Source organism: Neobacillus vireti, assembly GCF_036962465.1.
GTDB lineage: Bacteria > Bacillota > Bacilli > Bacillales > Cytobacillaceae > Neobacillus > Neobacillus vireti_B.
Map to the genome: position 1 here is coordinate 379 of NZ_JBALNF010000068.1, position 19191 is coordinate 19569.

General features: G+C 39.0%; 14 protein-coding genes and 17 tRNA genes. 4 read left to right on the plus strand and 27 right to left on the minus strand.

Translation table 11 applies throughout. The features are described from left to right. The 3 genes from V7077_RS24165 to V7077_RS24175 all read right to left on the minus strand — a co-directional run. On the minus strand, positions 1–229 hold a 229-nt coding region (locus V7077_RS24165; RefSeq protein ID WP_335506702.1), incomplete at its 3' end, for a hypothetical protein. 228 nt (positions 230–457) lie between these two features. Further along, entirely contained in the window at positions 458–1837 is a 1380-nt protein-coding gene (locus V7077_RS24170) for a glycoside-pentoside-hexuronide (GPH):cation symporter (protein ID WP_335506704.1), read from the minus strand. A gap of 242 nt (positions 1838–2079) precedes the next feature. After that, positions 2080–3480: an MFS transporter gene (locus V7077_RS24175; RefSeq protein WP_335506706.1), complete on the minus strand. Its 1401-nt coding sequence runs from the start codon at positions 3478–3480 to the stop codon at positions 2080–2082. 341 nt (positions 3481–3821) lie between these two features. Here V7077_RS24175 and V7077_RS24180 point away from each other — a divergent pair, with 341 nt between their 5' ends. From V7077_RS24180 to V7077_RS24190, 3 genes are all read left to right on the plus strand, one after another. Next, positions 3822–4481 (plus strand): FMN-dependent NADH-azoreductase, encoded by a 660-nt coding sequence (locus V7077_RS24180; RefSeq protein ID WP_335506709.1) that lies wholly within the window; start codon positions 3822–3824, stop codon positions 4479–4481. A gap of 170 nt (positions 4482–4651) precedes the next feature. Next, positions 4652–6181: a diguanylate cyclase domain-containing protein gene (locus V7077_RS24185; protein WP_335506711.1), complete on the plus strand. Its 1530-nt coding sequence runs from the start codon at positions 4652–4654 to the stop codon at positions 6179–6181. Positions 6182–6437: 256 nt separating this feature from the next. Continuing rightward, positions 6438–7562: a HAMP domain-containing sensor histidine kinase gene (locus V7077_RS24190; RefSeq protein WP_335506714.1), complete on the plus strand. Its 1125-nt coding sequence runs from the start codon at positions 6438–6440 to the stop codon at positions 7560–7562. A 121-nt stretch (positions 7563–7683) separates the two neighbouring features. Here V7077_RS24190 and V7077_RS24195 read toward each other — a convergent pair whose 3' ends face one another. From V7077_RS24195 to queG, 7 genes are all read right to left on the minus strand, one after another. Continuing rightward, a complete protein-coding gene (locus tag V7077_RS24195) occupies positions 7684–8670 on the minus strand; it encodes a CAP domain-containing protein (RefSeq protein WP_335506716.1) in 987 nt (328 codons plus the stop codon). A 124-nt stretch (positions 8671–8794) separates the two neighbouring features. Beyond that, positions 8795–9964 carry a sporulation protein YhbH gene (yhbH, locus tag V7077_RS24200; protein WP_235744261.1) on the minus strand — a complete coding sequence of 390 codons (1170 nt, stop codon included), beginning with the start codon at positions 9962–9964 and terminating at the stop codon, positions 8795–8797. 292 nt (positions 9965–10256) lie between these two features. Then, positions 10257–12152: a PrkA family serine protein kinase gene (locus V7077_RS24205; protein WP_335506718.1), complete on the minus strand. Its 1896-nt coding sequence runs from the start codon at positions 12150–12152 to the stop codon at positions 10257–10259. Between the two features lie 395 nt (positions 12153–12547). Further along, on the minus strand, positions 12548–13297 hold the full coding sequence (gene nfsA / locus V7077_RS24210) for an oxygen-insensitive NADPH nitroreductase (protein ID WP_335506720.1): 750 nt from the start codon (positions 13295–13297) through the stop codon (positions 12548–12550). A 54-nt stretch (positions 13298–13351) separates the two neighbouring features. Beyond that, a complete protein-coding gene (gene trmL / locus V7077_RS24215; RefSeq protein WP_335506722.1) occupies positions 13352–13825 on the minus strand; it encodes a tRNA (uridine(34)/cytosine(34)/5-carboxymethylaminomethyluridine(34)-2'-O)-methyltransferase TrmL in 474 nt (157 codons plus the stop codon). Between the two features lie 64 nt (positions 13826–13889). Beyond that, positions 13890–14771, minus strand: coding sequence for an amidase domain-containing protein (locus V7077_RS24220; protein ID WP_335506724.1), 882 nt, complete (start codon positions 14769–14771; stop codon positions 13890–13892). Positions 14772–14855: 84 nt separating this feature from the next. Next, a complete protein-coding gene (queG, locus tag V7077_RS24225) occupies positions 14856–15989 on the minus strand; it encodes a tRNA epoxyqueuosine(34) reductase QueG (protein ID WP_335506727.1) in 1134 nt (377 codons plus the stop codon). A 110-nt stretch (positions 15990–16099) separates the two neighbouring features. On the opposite strand from queG, the gene V7077_RS24230 reads away from it, so the two are divergent. Continuing rightward, on the plus strand, positions 16100–16765 hold the full coding sequence (locus V7077_RS24230) for a B3/B4 domain-containing protein (RefSeq protein ID WP_335506729.1): 666 nt from the start codon (positions 16100–16102) through the stop codon (positions 16763–16765). Between the two features lie 498 nt (positions 16766–17263). Here V7077_RS24230 and V7077_RS24235 read toward each other — a convergent pair. The 17 genes from V7077_RS24235 to V7077_RS24315 all read right to left on the minus strand — a co-directional run bounded on the left by V7077_RS24235 (position 17264) and on the right by V7077_RS24315 (position 19164). Next, a tRNA-Gly gene (locus tag V7077_RS24235) sits at positions 17264–17337 on the minus strand. 218 nt (positions 17338–17555) lie between these two features. After that, positions 17556–17636, minus strand: a tRNA-Leu gene (locus tag V7077_RS24240). Between the two features lie 21 nt (positions 17637–17657). Next, positions 17658–17743 (minus strand) — tRNA-Leu (locus V7077_RS24245). Positions 17744–17775: 32 nt separating this feature from the next. Next, a tRNA-Cys gene (locus V7077_RS24250) sits at positions 17776–17849 on the minus strand. 8 nt (positions 17850–17857) lie between these two features. Next, positions 17858–17932, minus strand: a tRNA-Gly gene (locus tag V7077_RS24255). A 4-nt stretch (positions 17933–17936) separates the two neighbouring features. Then, positions 17937–18011, minus strand: a tRNA-Gln gene (locus V7077_RS24260). Positions 18012–18036: 25 nt separating this feature from the next. Further along, a tRNA-His gene (locus V7077_RS24265) sits at positions 18037–18112 on the minus strand. A gap of 11 nt (positions 18113–18123) precedes the next feature. Further along, positions 18124–18197: transfer RNA gene (locus V7077_RS24270), tRNA-Trp, on the minus strand. 5 nt (positions 18198–18202) lie between these two features. Beyond that, a tRNA-Tyr gene (locus V7077_RS24275) sits at positions 18203–18287 on the minus strand. Between the two features lie 28 nt (positions 18288–18315). Continuing rightward, positions 18316–18391 (minus strand) — tRNA-Thr (locus V7077_RS24280). A 17-nt stretch (positions 18392–18408) separates the two neighbouring features. Continuing rightward, positions 18409–18481: transfer RNA gene (locus V7077_RS24285), tRNA-Phe, on the minus strand. Between the two features lie 6 nt (positions 18482–18487). After that, positions 18488–18564 (minus strand) — tRNA-Asp (locus tag V7077_RS24290). Positions 18565–18566: 2 nt separating this feature from the next. Next, positions 18567–18640: transfer RNA gene (locus tag V7077_RS24295), tRNA-Met, on the minus strand. 153 nt (positions 18641–18793) lie between these two features. Then, positions 18794–18869: transfer RNA gene (locus V7077_RS24300), tRNA-Val, on the minus strand. Between the two features lie 40 nt (positions 18870–18909). Next, positions 18910–18981: transfer RNA gene (locus tag V7077_RS24305), tRNA-Glu, on the minus strand. Positions 18982–18991: 10 nt separating this feature from the next. After that, positions 18992–19083: transfer RNA gene (locus V7077_RS24310), tRNA-Ser, on the minus strand. Positions 19084–19089: 6 nt separating this feature from the next. Continuing rightward, positions 19090–19164, minus strand: a tRNA-Asn gene (locus tag V7077_RS24315). Positions 19165–19191: the final 27 nt, after the last annotated feature.

The window sequence follows — 19191 nt, forward strand, 5'->3', positions numbered from 1 at the left end:
TCCGAAGTCGAGCAAACTTCGGACAAAGTAAAGCTAAAATAGCATGATGGTGTCCGATGTTGAGCGGACTTCGGACAAAGTGAAGCTTAAATAGCATCGTGGTGTCCGATGTCGGGCGAACTTCGGACAGAGTAAAGCTAAAAAAGCATGGCGGTGTCCGAAGTCGAGTAAACTTTGGACAAGGGCGAACCCAATAATTGTGACTTTGTCCGAACAACCAATCTTCCATCAACAGCCCTCCTCGAATGAAAAAATAGCTATATAAAAAACTGCCCCTCCATTGTTAGTTTTGTGTCTAACAATGGAGATGCAGTTCAATTACTATGGCGAGTTTCCCCTTTTTATATACCGATAACCATGCCAATACGGCTATCCTTTTGACACGTATTTTAACAAAAGCACCTTAAACGAAACCCTTCCTCTCTACAGCAAGAAGGGGGTTTTATTAGCAATTCAATTAAGCGCTTAAACTATCGTTAGCTTTTGGTTTATTTTTAAGTTCATCAATAATCTTTTTATAAAGATCCTCCGTTAAATTATAAACAAGAATTAAAATAACTGCTGCTACTAAGTTTAGTCCGGCGGGAACAAGGAACATTAGCCCTTTGATTCCAAGGAGTGTACCTGCAGTTTGCTCCGCATTCGGAACGTAACCGATTAAGCCAAGGGCAACCCCAGGAATAAAACCAGCTAGTGCTTGTGCTAACTTACGGAAAAAGCTGTAACTTGAATATACAATTCCCTCTGTCCGTTGTCCTGTTTTCCATTCATGATAATCTACGGCATCTGCAACCATTACCCATGGTAACCCCATAGCAAAGCTTAGACCCAAACTTCCAATTGAAAGTAATGTAAGGAAAGCCGGTACACTTGCAGGTAATAGGAAGTTCAAGGCATCTGCGACAATACCAATTAAAAGACCCATGATGAATGTATTCTTTTTTCCCAACCTTTTAACAAGTGCTGGAATAAAAAACGAACCGATGACAGCGATTCCAATACTAGTAAAAGAAAGCAATGACATAAGACCTGCGTTCTTTAAATTATACTGCAAGTAATATAACTGTACAGCCGTACGCAGGTTACTCGCAGCAACCATAAACAAACAAACGAAACAAAGAGCAATTAGTGGTCTGTTACTAAGCAGTAATTTGAATAGTTTTGACATAGGAACTTTTTCTTTTTCTATTTTAGGCTCTCTAATTACATTTTCATTGGTATTCCGGTAGCAAATATAATGGAAGATTACCCCTACTAACGCCATAGATGCAATTCCTACAGTATATCCTAATTTTTGGTTTGGAAAATAGAGAACAATTGGGATGACAACCATACCAGATATAAGCATCGCAAACTGGCTGCCAATAGCTCTAAAAGATCCAAGAGATGCGCGGTCCACCGAATCTTGAGTCATAGAGGCGGCAAGTGAACCATAAGGAATATTAACAATAGAATAAGACAACCCAAATGCCATATAAGTGACAAACGCAAATACAATTTTACCTGTGCCTGAGAAATCCGGTGCCATGAAGGAAATGACTGTCATAATGGCAAGTGGAATCGAACCAAATAAGATGAACGGCCGGAACTTGCCCCGTTTCCCCACCTTTCGTTTATCCACAAATGCCCCAACAGCGGAGTCTGCAAACGCATCAAAAACTTTCGAAATTAAAAATACTAATCCTCCCCAATATGCCGAAATCCCTAATACATCGGTGTAAAACTTAAGCAAATAAATTTGGCCCATGTCAAACATAAATCCATTTCCGACATCGCCTAATCCATATGAAATTTTCTCTTTTAAGGTTAATTTTTTTGAGCTACTATTCCCCATCATGTCCACTCTCCTTCTAGAAGTTAAATAATTGTCCTACCTGTAACCCTTTTCAAAACCAGCAAGAATAAAGCCTATAATATTACAGTTTTAATTAATTAGTTTACTAAACTAATTAATTACATAGATAGAATACACCTCTCGCCACAATTCGTCAATAAAAATTTGGAAGCGTTTTTTATTTGATAAAAAAAAAGATAGCTAAAGGATCTTAGCTATCTTCTCTCTAATTATTTATCTATAACTTATTGTTTGCCATTTCTTTTCTCTGCTAAATCAATTGTAAGCTGTGCTGTACGTTTTTTATTTAATGGATAACAGAACACAATGATTAAGAACACAATAGCCAGTGTAATTGCAGGTACTAAAGTACCAAGTGTGTGAATTCCTTGAAGCGTACCAGATGTTTGGTGTTGAAGAGTTGCATTATATCCAACTCCCGCAATCACAGCTCCACCTAAGCCTCCAGCAACCGCTTGACCAACTTTACGAGCCATTGAGTAGATAGAGTAAACGGTTCCATCTTCACGTAAACCAGTTAAATACTCATGATAATCGATTACGTCTGTAACAAAGGCCCAGATAACAAGGTTGAAGATACCGTAACCAAACATTGCAATTGTTAATACTCCGATAAATTGCGTTGCTGTTAAATTTGGAAGGAAAAATAACAGAGCATATATTAAAGTTGCAAGTAATATACCACCAGAAGCTACTTCTTTTTTACCAAATTTTGCAACTAGTGGTTTAACCATTGGCATACCCACAAATACAGCCACTGATTGAAGAAGTCCAACCATACTTAATGCTTTAGCATTTCCAAAATAATCTTTAAATAGGTAAACGTTTACAGTACCAATTAACATGAAACAAATCATGAACAATAAAGAAGCAACAAGGAACCACATTAACGGTCTGTTTTTGACAAGACCTTTCACTGTTTGTCCAAGGTTCATCTTTGACTTAGTTGATTCATCCATCACAATACGTTCAACTGATAATTTATAGCAAGCGATATAACAAGCAAGTGCAAGTACACCAAAAATAATTGCGCCTAGTAAGAAGTGATTAGCATCAGCTTTATTGTTAACAAATAAAATCATAGGACCGACTACGTTAATAATTAAACCTGCTAAGTTTGCCCCCATAGTTCTCCAGCTTGATAGAGTTGTACGTTCAACTGGATCCCCCGTGATAACAGATGCCATTGATCCATAAGGAATATTAACAGTACTATATAATGTTCCCCATAAAATGTACGTTACATAGGCATAAGCCAGATAAAATCCATTAGACATACCAGGGATGTGTACGAACATTAACACACCAACAATAACCAGTGGAAATGCCATTCTAAAAATCCATGGTCTAAACTTTCCATTCTTTCCTGCTTTTCTTGTATCAATAAAACGTCCCCAAGAAACGTCTGCTACTGCATCCCATAAACGTGCGATTAGGAAAAGCCCGCCGACTGTAGCCGGATTCAAATGGTATACATCCGTATAGAAAACCATTAAGAACGACGCTACAAGAATAAAGAAGAAATCATTACCCCAGTCACCAAACATATAACCAAGCTTGTCTTTCATGCCAAATTTTCTGAACTCAGATGGCTTTGTCTCTAATTTTTGTGCCGATTGACCCATATTTTTCGCCTCCAAATAAAATTGAGTGTTTAGATTTCTAACGTTGTAACCCTTTTCAAAACTACTAAAAAATATAATGGCATCTCGAGATTACGTTAATTAGTTTAATGAACTAACTAATTAATGTACCCTTATCATATCACCCTCAATATAGGGAGTCAACACATTTTTGAAAGCGTTTGATTAATTAATTTTCCCAATTTTATAATGACTTGTCAGTCCTCTGGCGTCTCCATTCACCTAATGTTCATGAACGTCACCAATTGTTCAATCTTGATGAAAGATATTTTTACTATAATTGAAGTAATAAGTAATATTAACTATAAAGGTCGTGATCTTATATGAAAAAATTACTATATGTAACAGCGAACCCGAAAGGTTTAGAGAAATCAAAAGGGCTTAAGATTGGAGAATCGTTTCTAGAAGCACTTCATGAAGAGCGTCCAGATATTGAGATCAGCCGAATCGATTTGTTTGCCTATGATTTTCCGCAAATGGATGCTGATTTAGTGTCAGCACGCGGTAAGTTGGCCGGTTATGGTTACACCATTGATCAGCTTTCCGTTCCAGAAAGAGAAAAAATAACGAAGATGCACGCTCTTGCAGATGAGTTTATTACGTATGATTATTATGTGTTTGTTTCCCCTATGTGGAATTTAAATTCTCCTGCTGTTTTAAAAGCTTATATTGACAACTTATTTATTTCGGGAAAAACTTTTGCCCATACTGCCAATGGCCCTAAAGGTCTTTTATCTAACAAGAAGGCAATTCATATTCAAACCCGAGGCGGTCAGTATACCGGGACCCCAATGCAGGAATTGGAATCGGGTGATCGCTACTTAAAAATTGCTCTTCGCTTTTTAGGAATTGAGGTAAGTGAAACTGTTGTCGCAGAAGGTTTTGATTTAAATCCGCAAAAAGTTCCTGAACTTCTAGAACAAGGCAAGGTTCACGCACGAATTGCAGCCAGAGAATTTGTGAAAGAATTGGTTCAAGCATAATTTCGACCAAGATAGCTTCCTATTTGAGGGGGCTTTTTTTATTCACAGATTGTTTCCCTAACTGCTTGGTTATGAATGTCAACTTTATAGTATAATTGGAATGCTTTGTCCTTACCTGTAAAACTATAATGGCAAAAGCATACATTTCTATTTCATTTAGGAGAACTTACATGCTTAAAGAATTCATCTCAAATGCAGCACTCTTAATTGCTTCTTTTTCTCTTATGGGTGTTTTATTCAAAGATAAGCCATTATATACTACCTCGTCATTATCCACTAAACTCTACTGGGGAACTTGTTTTGGGGTTCTTGGTAATGTTTTAATGTCATTTTCTATCCCAGTGGGTCCGGACATTTATGCAGATTTACGCCACTTAGCAATTGTTATTGCTGGTACGTTTGGCGGGTACATACCGGCAATTATTGCTGCAGCATTAATCTCTTTAGGAAGAATTTGTTTATTTGGCTTTAACAATTCCGCCCTCCTTCCGGCCATTGGAGCTTTAATAACCGGAGTTGTTTGCGGTGTTATCTCGAAATTAAACATTCATCGTACAGCAAAAGCTTTTACCATGAATCTATGCGGTTTACTAATCATATCGATTGTTTTTATCATACGCATTGATGATGCAGAAGTCCTTAAAAATGTGTTATCCCTGCATTATCTCATATCTTTAGTAGGGGGGTTGTTTGGCTATCATTTTTTTGTGTTTGTCGTCGATTCGAATGAGACTCAACACCAATTAAAACATAGCCTTGTCAAGGTGAAAGAAACCGAAGAACGCTTCCGCTTACTGGCAGAGTATTCTAGTGACATGATTACCATGCATAATGATCAAGCAGAATATATATACATCTCCCCCGCTGTAAAAGAGGTCATTCATTTCGAATATCCTGAGCTTTTAGGAAAAACATTGGAGACATTTATTCACCCAGACGATATCGAACGAACAAATAATATGTTTAAAAGGGCTCTCCAAGAGGGTTCTGCTGAATCTACTTACCGGTACCGTACTAAGTATGGTGATTATATTTGGATAGAATCCACTTTAAAAAGTGTGCCATATCAAGAAGAGGGCGAGAAGAAGGTCATCATCGTTTCAAGAAATATTACGAACCGAAAACTAACTGAACAAAAGCTCCAAGAAGCAAATGAGCTTTTGAACCGATTATCCTATATGGATGGGTTAACCGGCATAGCTAATCGCCGATATTTTGATGAAGTACTTCTTAGGGAATGGACCAATGCCATTAACCATCATACTCCTATCACTTTGGTTATGTTAGATATTGATTATTTTAAAAACTACAATGACACATACGGTCATTTAAAAGGAGATTTTTGCTTACAGAAGATTGCTCAAGCCATTAACGATTTATTTCCAGAACCATCAAACTATACATTTTGCCGGTACGGCGGAGAAGAATTTGCCTTAATTCTACCATCTAGTAATGGTGACAACGGTTTAGAGATAGCACAGCAAATTAAAGAAACGATTCAGTCCCTTAAAGTCCCGCATAAAAGTTCAGAAATAGCGGATATTATCACTTTAAGTATTGGAATTGCATTTATGTATCCCACTAAATTAAATCATCCCGATTCATTAATTAAAGCGGCTGATTCGGCCCTATACCTTTCTAAAACAAAAGGTAGAAATACCATCTCGATCAACGAACTTTCCTGGAAGGATTTTAAGTGACCTTTCAGGTTTTTTAATATAATCAACTTGAATATTTACTTTATCAAAATATTTTGGCAATTTTTGTTGTAACTTGACAAAATTAAATGTAAAATTTTCCTATGAGCTCATTATGGATGGTGAGAAAATGGAAATCACGAAACACCTTTTCTTCAATCTTTCTCTTATGATAATTTTACTATTTTTTGGTTTAATATATCTTGAAAAAAGCAAAAAATTCTCCCTATCAAAACCCTCTTTTATAATTTTGTTTATAGTGACGATTTGGTTATGCATCCAGTTTTCCTATACACCAGTTTCATACGCAAGATTTGATTTACGAATGATTCCGCTCGTTCTTGGCGGCTTATATGTCGGTATTGGCCCCATTCTAATTGCAGCCATGATTGCCATCCGCAGTTTTTACGGGATTAATATTGGATTTTGGCAAACCCTGGCGCTTTATATTCCATTAGGGTTGATCCTGTGGCGATTACACCCTTGGTTTTTTAAACAAGCCCCTGCCCGGAGAATATTATGTACTGTATGTATGGGATTAATCCTTGGTATCCTGACAGTCTTAGGAATGAGCTTTGATGATGAACCGATTAATCTTGTGGATGCATGGTTTGCGTATCTCGTTATTCCTTCCTTAGGTATTGCGATCATTTCATATGGAGTCGAATTTATACGAAAAACGAACGAGATGCAGCAGGAACTTATTAAAACGGAAAAATTAAAGGCTGTAGAACAAATGGGAGCAGCCATTTCCCACGAAATTAGAAATCCGTTAACAGCTGCGAGCGGGTTTGTTCAACTGCTGCAAGACGATTATTTATCTAGACAAAAAAGAAAAGAATATCTAGCCATCGTTAAGGAAGAGTTACTTTCAGCTGAAAAGGTCATTCAAGATTATTTGACGTTCGCCAAACCCTCGCTTGAATCTCTTGAAGAATTAAATGTAAAAAGCGAACTTCGGCAAATTATCAATATTCTACAGCCGTTAGCAAATCAAAATTCGGTCGAAATCGTTACAGATTTTTCCATCATTGGATTTATAAAAGGAGACGGGCAAAAGTTTAGACAATGCTTTGTAAACGTACTGAAAAATGCAATTGAATCAATGCCGCATGGTGGATATTTACATGTATCAACCGAATACACCCCAAATGAGGTCACAATCAAAGTGAAGGATACCGGAGTTGGGATGAATCCCCAGCAGCTAGACCGGTTAGGGGAACCGTTTTATTCTACCAAAGGAAAAAATGGCACAGGTTTAGGCATGATGGTAGTTTACAGCATTGTCAGGGCCATGGATGGATCAATCTGGGTAGAAAGTGCAGTTGGAAAAGGGACCATTTTTCACTTTGAATTTCCTACCATTCCGATAAAAGGAAAATGAACAAACCGGCAGGAAACTGTCGGTTTGTTTTTTTACGTCTTAAATTTAGAAATAATTTTGCTTTTAAAGTCGTAAAGCTTCAGCAACTAGTGCACTTCGCTCACAGGCACTTGCGCTTTTCTTACTTTCCAATAAACATCTGCGACCAATTTTTCCCTGTTTGTTCGAAACCTACCCCAATATGGGTAAAGTTAGCACTTAAAATATTTTTACGGTGACCTTCACTATTCATCCAAGCGGTTACAACTTCTTGTGGTGTTCGTTGTCCTTGCGCGATGTTTTCACCCGCTGACTTATAGGTAACGCCAAAATCTCTCATCATGTCAAATGGAGATCCGTAAGTCGGACTAGTATGTGAAAAGTAATGGTTTTGCTGCATATCCAATGCCTTCTTTTGAGCTACACCACTAAGCTGCGTATCTGCTTTTAACGCTGGCAGACCATTCTTAGTTCTTTGTTGATTAGTAAGAGCAATGACTTGTTGAACATACTGACTAACAGTACCCGAGGTTGCCGTATTATTTTGACTTTGTGCAGCGCCACTAGGTGCTTGTGTCTGCTGCTGTCTAGGTACAGGCGTTGCCTGCTGGGCAGGTGCTTGGTTTGGTGCCTGCCGTGTGGTTTGCTGCTGCGCAGGGGCTGGTACTGCAGGACTTTGCTGCTGTGTGTTCGTTTGTCCTGGTTGAATAAATCCAAATTGAAACCAGTTTCTTTGTCTAGGATCCACTGTAATATACTGATATTTGGCATCCCTTATTAAAATCGCTTGTGTATGTGGATATTGACTGCTATTTAAGTTTGTTTGATATGCGGAAATCATGTCATCGTCATTTCGTTTAACTTTTCGCTTATCATTGAATAGATTCGTATCTAGATCAGGTTCATTATTGTTACGGTTTGAATAATCCTCTGTTAATGGTCCGTTATGATCAATTCCATTGTCTCGGCCATCACGAACATTTAAATTTCGATAATCCCGATCATTCGTATCCATTCCCACTCGATTTGTGGTCCGATCATTGATATCATTACGGTCATTATTAGTACAAGCGGACAGCCCCATTGTAAGAACCGCCGCTAACAGTAATCCAACCGGTTTTTTTATCACTGGTAATACCCCCTTTTACAAGATGTTCTTGCTTTTTTAGTGTTGATTTTTTTAGGAAAATTATATTTGGTAAAGTCTGAAAAGAATCAAAAAAATTGACAGGAGCTTCCTCCTGTCAATTTCTTCAAGCATATAATTTTGATTCCTCTTTTTGGAAAAAGCTTTTCATCGCATGGAATACATCTGCTTTTTGTTTGAGAATATAATAGCGGAATTGTTCATCTTTAATGTTTTTATAGGCTGACATTAATGTGGAATGGCGGTTATATTGATTTACTTCTCCGTAACCGAACATGTTAGATACTTTCATTAACTCTTCAACTAACTTCACGCACCGGGCATTATCGGATGTCAAATTATCACCGTCAGAAAAGTGGAATGGATAGATGTTGAACTTCCGTGGATTATACTTAGCGTCAATGATTTCTAAGGCTTTTCGGTAGGCGGATGAACAGATGGTCCCACCACTTTCACCTTTTGAGAAAAAGTCTTCTTCTGTGACTACTTTTGCCTCAGTATGATGTGCAATAAACTCAATTTCAACTGTCTCGTATTTTGTTCTCAAGAAACGTGTCATCCAGAAAAAGAAGCTTCGTGCCATATATTTTTCCCATATTCCCATAGAACCGCTTGTATCCATCATTGCAATGACAACAGCTTTTGAATCAGGTTTTACGACTTCATTCCAAGTCTTAAACTTTAAATCATCCTTATAAATTGGGTGGAAGGCAGGCTTCCCACTCATCGCATTTCGTTTAAAAGCGGACATCATCGTGCGTTTTTTATCAATGTTCCCCATTAATCCGGTTTTTCGGATATCATTGAACTCAATATTTTCAACGAGATGTTCTTGTTCCTCTTTCTTCTTTAGGTTTGGCAGTTCTAATTGCTTAAATAGTGCTTCCTCTAACTCCATTAAAGATACTTCTGCTTCAAAATAGTCTTCACCTGCTTGATCCCCTGCACCTTGACCCTTGCCTGGTGCCTTTTGACCGCTGGAACCGTCCCGCGCTACAACGTCACCGACTTGACTCTCACCGTCACCTTGGCCCACGTGTTTGTTTTTGTCATAATTATAACGAATTTTGTATTCGTCTAATGAACGAATTGGAATTTTTACCACATCGCGACCATTAGACATTATGATACTCTCTTCTGTAATTAATTCGGGAAGATTGTTGCGAATTGCCTCCTGGACTTTTTCTTGGTGGCGCTGCTGGTCATCGTGGCCTTTACGGTGGAGGGACCAATCTTCTCTAGAAATCACAAATTGATGGTTATCGACAGTCACTATAAACCCCTCCTTATTAAATTAAAAATTTACTCCACACTGCACAATTTTTTAGCCAATACATAGAATAACGCGAATGAAAAAAATCAATTAAATGATGGATTACTTTATCCTATGCAGAAGTAGCGAATAATTTACAAATAATTTTGACAATTGGTCAATAGCCTAAAAAACTGGACAAGATCATCGCATGGGGAAATCTTTATCTGAAAGTATGGGTATATTGCGGTCTATTTAATGGAAAAAAAGAGACTGACAGTTTTTCCTCTGCCAGTCCGTGCTATTTTAACCCAGATTATCTGTTTAATAAGCTACCGACATAGCGAAGTAATTCATTCGCTGATGTCGAATTATAGCCGTGCTCGTCAATTAAACGAGCAACCACATCATTAATCTTCTTCAATTGCTGCTCATCCGGTGTCTTGGAAGAAGTTGTAATCTTAACAACATCCTTAAGATCAGCGAATAATTTCTTTTGAATGGCTTCCCTGAGCCTGTCATGGGAATTATAATCAAACCGCTTGCCTTTTCGGGCAAAGGCTGAAATCCTGATTAATATTTCCTCCCTAAAGGCCTTTTTAGCATTTTCGGAGATGCCAATTTGCTCTTCAATGGAACGCATAAGCTTTTCATCTGGATTTATCTCTTCCCCTGTTAACGGATCACGCAGTTTTGCTTTATTGCAATAAGCCTCGACATTATCAAGGTAATTATCCATTAATGTTTTAGCTGATTCTTCATAGGAGTATACAAATGCCTTCTGTACTTCATTTTTCGCAATGTTATCATACTCTTTTCGCGCTAATGAAATATAATTCATATAACGATCACGAAGTTCAGTTGTAATAGATGGGTGCTGGTCAAGTCCGTCTTTTAACGATCTTAATACATCCAAGGCATTAATGGCCGGTACCTCTTTACGGATAATCGTTGATGAAATGCGATTGATGACATAACGAGGATCTATGCCGCTCATCCCTTCATCTGGGTACTCGCGTTTCAGTTCTTCGACATCAGCCAAATTGAATCCTTCTACATTCTCCCCGTCATAGAGACGCATTTTTTTCAGAAGATCGATATCCCCTTTTTTCGGCTCCTTCAAGCGGGTTAAAATCGTAAACATTGCTGCAACCTTTAATGTATGCGGTGCAATGTGAACGTCCGAAACATCACTCTCATTAATCATTTTTTCATAAATTCTTTCTTCTTGCGAAACCTTCAAATTGTAAGGAATCGGCATCACAATGATCCTCGAATGAAGGGCTTCGTTTTTCTTATTAGAAATAAAGGAACGGTATTCGGTTTCATTGGTGTGAGCAACTATCAGTTCATCTGCACTAATAAGCGCAAACCTTCCTGCTTTAAAATTCCCCTCTTGGGTTAGTGATAATAAATGCCAGAGGAACTTTTCGTCACATTTTAACATCTCTTGGAACTCCATCATCCCACGGTTCGCCTTGTTTAATTCCCCGTCAAAGCGGTAAGCCCTTGGATCTGATTCAGAGCCATATTCTGCAATAGTTGAGAAATCAATACTTCCTGTTAAATCTGCTATATCCTGGGATTTTGGATCAGATGGACTAAAGGTACCTATCCCAGTCCGTTTATCTTCTGAAAAGAAAATTCTCTCTACTAAAACATCTTCAATTCTACCGCCATATTCCTGCTCTAGGCGCATCATATTCAATGGTGACAAGTTACCTTCAATCCGGATTCCGTATTCATCAAAGAAGTCTGCCCGTAAATGATGTGGAATAAGGTGCAATGGATCTTCATGCATCGGACATCCTTTAATGGCAAAAACAGAGCCTCTGTCAGTATGTGAGTAGCTTTCCAGCCCTCTTTTTAACATGGTAACAAGCGTAGATTTACCGCCGCTTACCGGCCCCATTAAAAGTAAAATTCGCTTCCTTACATCCAGCCTTTTCGCAGCTGGGTGGAAATATTCTTCCACAAGCCTTTCTAACGACTCTTCTAAGCCAAATAATTGATTACTAAAGAAATTGTACTGCTTCGTCCCTTTAACTTCTTCAATTCCTGCATCCCTAATCATATTATAAACTCGAGAATGTGCAGATTGTGCTACCCACGGCTTTTCCTTCAACAACAATAAATAGTCAGCGAATGATCCTTCCCAGCGAAGTTTTTCCTCTTCGTCACGGTACCTCTCGATTTTTTTTAAAATATCCATATGGCCCTCCCCCTGTAGGTTATCAGAGACGATTAATATACTCTATGCACCAAAAGACTTGAACATGCGTAACCATTTTGAGATATTGTCTATCTTTTTTATTTCAATAAAAGGAATATTGCTCTTTTCATTTTAAAATCTTAGGCTATAATAAAATTGTATGTGTCAGAAATGCGTCCGTTTAGCGGATTTCACTTATGAAATGGTATTCTACGCTAAACAATCTAATTTAAAAACGGGACAAAGGGGGCAGTACATAACATGCATACTTTCATTGTTATTTTAGTAATGGTTGCGTTTTTGACAGCCATTTTCACAGCGGGGTATAACGACAAGCCGGGGACTAATAAATAATATGTAATGACTAAAAAAGACTGCCATGCCGGCAGTCTTTTTTAGTGTAAGTCAAGTTTATTTTTTTGAATAAACTCTTTCATATACATTCTAGCTGGTTTGGAGAGCATATTGGCAATTTGTTCAGTCCACCTGTCTTTTCTTTGCCCGTTTGTTCTTGTCTGATAATAATTTGAAATTAACTGATCATAATCATCGAGCTGATGATTAAATCTCTCCATATCCTGCTCATATTCATCCTCATGATAAACATGCATGAAAGGCAGCCTCGGCTTTTTATCGGTAAGATGGGCCGGGTAGCCTACGGCAAGGCCAAACAATGGAATAACACGATCCGGTATGTTTAATAGCTTTTTTACTTCCTCCAAGTTATTACGAATTCCACCTATGTAACATATTCCTAATCCAAGAGATTCCGCAGCTACAGCAGCATTTTGTGCAGCCAAGGACGTATCAATCAATGCCACCATGAATTTTTCCGTGCTTTCTAGTGTAGTTGTTACATTCTTTTGTTCCCTATTACCAACTACCGTATGCCGGAAAAGATCGGCACAAAAAACAAAAAAGTGGCCATTTTTCTCGACATATTCCTGGTTTCCTGTCAGTTCAGCTAGTTTCCGCTTCTTTTCTTTATCCTTGACACCAATAATCGAGTATGCCTGAATAAAACTCGATGTAGCTGCAGCTTGTGCACAGGAAACGATCGTGTGAATTTGCTCATCGGATAATGGCCTGTCCTCAAACTGACGGATCGAGCGATGATTTAGGATGGTTGTGATGACATCATTCATAAATAAATCCTTCCTCCCTTTTTAGCGCGGGAGGCCTTATCTTGGCCCCCCTGCTTATTTTAGATTTGGATAATCCTGCTGACGTAAGGCTTCATAAATAAGAATTGCTGCTGTATTGGATAGATTTAAAGAACGAATATTTTCATTCATTGGAACCCTTATCGCTGTATCGAGATTAGTTTGAATTACATCCGTTGGAAGTCCTGTTGTTTCACTGCCAAAAATAAAATAATAATCTTTAGCTGGATCACTATAATCAAAGCAGGTATAGTTTTCTTGCCCAAATTCCGTTATATAAAAAAAGGCACCGCCAACATTCTTTTCGTAAAATTCATCCAGCGATTCATAATATGTGATATTTACATGTTCCCAATAATCTAAACCAGCCCTTTTTAACATTTTATCCTCTGAAGAAAATCCTAAAGGGCCGATTAAATGTAATTGAGTACCTGTTCCTGCAGAAGTCCTTGCGATATTACCTGTATTAGAAGGTATTTGTGGTTGATAAAGAACTACGTGTATTGCCAAAAACATTCACCTCGTATCAAAACTCTAAGGGCAATTATACCACTCTTACCTATGCTTTCAAGAATCATCCATCAATGATCGAATAAAACTTATATTTAATATTTGGAGTATATGCAGATGAATCCTCATAAGCCCAGTAGCGCATCCGGCTATTATAGGTATGGGCGTTCACTAGAGGCATCCCGTTAGCATCCTTTCCTGTAACAAGAGTATTATGGTTGAACCTTCCATCCCCCTCAAAATCATAACATATAACATCCCCCAATATTAACTGGTCCGGGCTTCTGACTTCCTTTGCCCGAAGGCCGCTTTTTGAATTGGATAAATAAAGCCTCAATGAATGAGCTACGGCCCAGCTATAGCTCCAATTATTACGTTGCAGCCACCAGCCTGCATCCCGCTTTGGATAGCCTCTCATGGGCGCTCCCCCAGCTTGAAGACATTGAGAGATAAAATTGGTACAATCATTCTGAAACTTTTTATAAGCAGGATTATAACTATTCCACCAGCGTTCTGCGTATTGAACTGCTTTTAATCGATCATATGCGTAGCTTAGTCGTTCAGTAGGATCCTCTAAGTCTAAATAGTTTATTTCCGTTTGTGGGTCATTTTCTGAATCAAGAACTGGTCTAATTTCCTCATCCATTACTAACGCATTTTTGTAAAACTTGGCTAATCTATCTTCCATTTCCTCTTCCATGTAAAGAATTCCATTTTGTTTGATTAAATATTGATAATGGGCTTGGTATTTGATTATTTGAAACTCATCCTCCGAGGACTCTTCTATAATCTTTCCTGCCGCTTTTACTTTTACTATCTCTGCTGAGCGATTGGCTAAACAAGCTTGTTTTGTCTCTGCCTTTGGAAAAAATATCTTTTGGCTTCGTTTATTAGAGACAAATTGATTTACCCTTTTTTCAAATAAGTCTTGAAGTAATTGTCGCAAACCTATCCACCCCTTCCCTTCATACATATGATAGCATGCAGCTTTTAACCATAAAAAAAGAGCAAAACCAATTGGTTTGCCCCCCTATTTCTTATAAAAATTTAGCCCTTTTTCTATTTCTGCTTGGACCTCGATATCTGTTTCAAGTTCCTGAGCTCTTCTTAATGCTGCAAAAGCTGATTCACCGCCAATTTTTCCTAGCGCCCATGCAGCAGTTCCTCTTGAGACCGGACTTGCTCCAGTTTCTAATACTTCTATCAATTCAGAAACCGCACTTTCGTCCTTAAAATGAGCTAATGCAATAATAGCATTCCGTTGAATTGGTTTCTTTCCTCTCCATGCCCCAGAAACAGATCCAAATCTTTTTTTAAATTCCCGATTGCTTAATTTTAGGATCGGTTTTAATAAAGGTTTAGCCACTTCTGGATCAGGTGTCATTTCTTCATGGAAGTGAAAATTAACTCCTTTGTTAACCGGACAGGCGGTTTGACATGAGTCACACCCATAAACACGATTTCCTATTTTATCTCTAAATTCATCAGGGATAAGCTCCTTTGTTTGTGTTAAAAAGGAAATACAGCGTTTGGCATTAATCTGACCTCCCTGGATTAATGCCCCTGTTGGACAGGCATCTATGCATTTACTACAAGAGCCACACTGGTCTTCTATTGGGGCATCCGGTTCAAAAGGGATATTGGTAATCATTTCGCCCAAATAAACGTACGAACCAAATTCAGGGGTAATAATGGAGCAATTCTTCCCGCTCCAGCCGATACCGGCACGCTCTGCTACAGCCCGGTCCGAAAGTTCACCAGTATCAACCATTGATTTTACCTGAGCATCAGGTATTTTACTTAATATAAATTCTTCAAGTTTGTTGAGACGGTCTCGAAGTATGTGATGATAATCTAGTCCCCATGAAGCCCTGCTAAAGATCCCTCTTCTTTCTCCCTTTTTACTCTCGACACGGGTTGTCATTTTCGCAGGATACGCAAGGGCAATGGAAATAATCGACTGTGCGCCTTGGAGCAGCATTGACGGAGTAACCCGTTTATTTATATCAGGTTCCTCGAAACCTGATTGATAGCCCAGTTCCTGTTGTCTCAGCAAACGTGTTTTTAATTCTGCAAACGGGTCCGCAGTAGTAAATCCAATTTTATCGATACCGATTTCTTTACTATAGGCAATCAATTCTTTTTGTAATACCTGAACATCCATAGATTTCTCCTCCTCTCGACGACGACTTAAATTTATATAAGTTGTTTAAGTTATTAGTTACATATCTATTTATGATAAACTATTTTCAACAAATTTTGGAGGTGGAATCGTTGGAAATTCAAGTTTCAGCAGAAATCTGCAAACTAATTCCCGATTTTAAAATTGGGGTTATTCAATATAAAAATATAGTGGTTGGAGATTCACCACAAATGGTGAAAGGCAGACTACAGCTTTTCCAAGAGTCAATCTTTTTTGAACTGGAAAACCAGCAGATTTCAGACCTTCCTGGGATAAAGGAATGGAGAAATATTTTTAAGATGACAGGAAAGGACCCAAATCGATATCGACATTCAGCTGAGGCATTATTTAGAAGGATACAGAAGCAAAATTATCTTTCTTCAATCCATAGTGCGATAGATATTAATAACTTTTTCTCCTTACAATATCAAGTTCCCATCGGAGTTTATGACCAAGATCTGTTAAAAGGTCCTGTAGTAATTAGGTTTGGGAAGGAAGGTGAGACTTACATCGGATTGAACGGGAGGAGCAACTCCTTGGAACATTTAATTCTGTCTGCCGATGAAAATGGACCATTTGGAAGCCCTTTTGTTGATTCAGATAAGGCCCCAGTTACGATTCATACAAAAAATGCTTTGCAAATTATCTATCTTCGTCCCTCTACTGAGGTAGAGGCTGCGAATAAGCTTACTAAATCATTAATGAACATGTTTACCCAGATACATGGAGGCGAAGCATCATATATCATTATTGAATGACTGCTTCATAAAGTAATGAAGGGCATCTACGAATCAAATAATAGCAAGATGGCCTTCATCCTTTTGAATTCTAAATATTTTTTTAAAAGTCTACTCGATCAGTGTAATTCTAATGATCAAAAGTATTAAGTATTTTAAAAAATTGTCGTTTAGAAGCTCCCTATTGGTCAAAAACCTCGGGTATCTTAGAAAACTGTCCAATAGAAACATCTCTAATAGACAAAAGTATCTGTCTCCTCAATAAAATGTCCATTGGAATCTTTCTATCGGACAACCTTCCCGTGCATTTTAAAAAATTTGTCCTTTAGCAGCTCTCTATTGAACATAATCTTCAGGTATCCTGCAAAACTGTCCTATAGAAGCAAATCTAATAGACAAAAACCTTCTAACATTTATATAAATTGTCCCATAAAAAGTTCTCTCTATTATTACTCATAATAAAAAAACGCAATGCATCGTTCTCATCATGTAACGATACACTGCGTTAGTTAATATGTATGGAGCGGGTGATGGGAATCGAACCCACTACATCAGCTTGGAAGGCTGAGGTTTTACCAGTAAACTACACCCGCAGTTATAAAAAAGGACTGAACAATCTGACTTAATAAATACTACACATATTCATTATAGGAGTCAAGTCATTTTTGCAAAATTTGTCGATCTCCGCTTAACTTGTTATCCAGAAATAACGTATCCTTTTGATTATTTGCTAATCGATTCTATATATAAAATTAAGCAACAAAAAAACGTTTCTCTATTTACATGAGAAACGTTTTTCCAAACAAATTGATACCGGTGGTCGGGGTCGAACCGACACTCCAGAGGAACACGATTTTGAGTCGTGCGCGTCTGCCAATTCCGCCACACCGGCGTATTAAGTTGTTTTAAGCAATGCCGAGGACCGGAATCGAACCGGTACGATAGTCACCTACCGCAGGATTTTAAGTCCTGTGCGTCTGCCAGTTCCGCCACCCCGGCATAATATAATAGCATTTGCTTATTAAGATCTTTGGAGGCGGCAACCGGATTCGAACCGGTGGTAAAGGTTTTGCAGACCTCTGCCTTACCACTTGGCTATGCCGCCGATATAATTGGAGCGGAAGACGGGATTCGAACCCGCGACCCCCACCTTGGCAAGGTGGTGTTCTACCACTGAACTACTTCCGCAAAATGGCTGGGCTAGCTGGATTTGAACCAACGCATGTCGCAGTCAAAGTGCGATGCCTTACCGCTTGGCTATAGCCCAATACTTATAATTATTAATAATATAATGGGGCGACTGATGGGAATCGAACCCACGAATGTCGGAACCACAATCCGATGCGTTAACCACTTCGCCACAATCGCCGCAATATAATTGGCAGGGGTAGTAGGAATCGAACCCACACCAAAGGTTTTGGAGACCTTCGTTCTACCTTTAAACTATACCCCTATAAATGGTGGAGGGGGACGGATTCGAACCGCCGAACCCGGAGGGAGCGGATTTACAGTCCGCCGCGTTTAGCCACTTCGCTACCCCTCCACATATAAAAACTAAAATTGCCAGCTTCTGGTGCCGGCGAGAGGACTTGAACCCCCAACCTACTGATTACGATTCAGTTGCTCTACCAGTTGAGCTACACCGGCATAATCAAAATAAAAGGTGGCTCAGGACGGAATCGAACCGCCGACACAAGGATTTTCAGTCCTTTGCTCTACCGACTGAGCTACTGAGCCACTAAATGGCGGTCTGGACGGGACTCGAACCCGCGACCTCCTGCGTGACAGGCAGGCATTCTAACCAACTGAACTACCAGACCAATTGCGGGGACAGGATTTGAACCTGCGACCTTCGGGTTATGAGCCCGACGAGCTACCGGACTGCTCCACCCCGCGATAATAAAAATTATAATGTTCTTCCATGCTCAAAGTTTACATGGACTGTATCAATATCAGAAGGCTTATTCAAGCAGCAGCTCGATTGATACAACTCGCAGATTATTCATCGAAGCAACGCTCGTTGCTCCACCTCGCGATAATAGAAGATTTTGGTGGAGGATGACGGGATCGAACCGCCGACCCTCTGCTTGTAAGGCAGATGCTCTCCCAGCTGAGCTAATCCTCCGATTTATAAAGTTGTTTTCGCTATAACGAGAAAACTTTAATGACCCCTACGGGACTCGAACCCGTGTTACCTCCGTGAAAGGGAGGTGTCTTAACCGCTTGACCAAGGGGCCAGATATATTATGGCGGAGAGCAAGGGATTTGAACCCTTGAGACAGGGTTACCCGCCTACACGATTTCCAATCGTGCTCCTTCGGCCACTCGGACAGCTCTCCATAAAATGGCTCCGCAGGTAGGACTCGAACCTACGACCGATCGGTTAACAGCCGATAGCTCTACCACTGAGCTACTGCGGAATAATAATACAGCCTGGCAACGTCCTA

Bases quoted from the DNA above. Each gene is read 5' to 3' on its own strand.
- V7077_RS24170 (WP_335506704.1), bottom strand. From the start codon at position 1,837: ATGATGGGGAATAGTAGCTCAAAAAAATTAACCTTAAAAGAGAAAATT.
- V7077_RS24175 (WP_335506706.1), bottom strand. From the start codon at position 3,480: ATGGGTCAATCGGCACAAAAATTAGAGACAAAGCCATCTGAGTTCAGA.
- V7077_RS24180 (WP_335506709.1), top strand. From the start codon at position 3,822: ATGAAAAAATTACTATATGTAACAGCGAACCCGAAAGGTTTAGAGAAA.
- V7077_RS24185 (WP_335506711.1), top strand. From the start codon at position 4,652: ATGCTTAAAGAATTCATCTCAAATGCAGCACTCTTAATTGCTTCTTTT.
- V7077_RS24205 (WP_335506718.1), bottom strand. From the start codon at position 12,152: ATGGATATTTTAAAAAAAATCGAGAGGTACCGTGACGAAGAGGAAAAA.
- nfsA (WP_335506720.1), bottom strand. From the start codon at position 13,297: ATGAATGATGTCATCACAACCATCCTAAATCATCGCTCGATCCGTCAG.
- queG (WP_335506727.1), bottom strand. From the start codon at position 15,989: ATGGATGTTCAGGTATTACAAAAAGAATTGATTGCCTATAGTAAAGAA.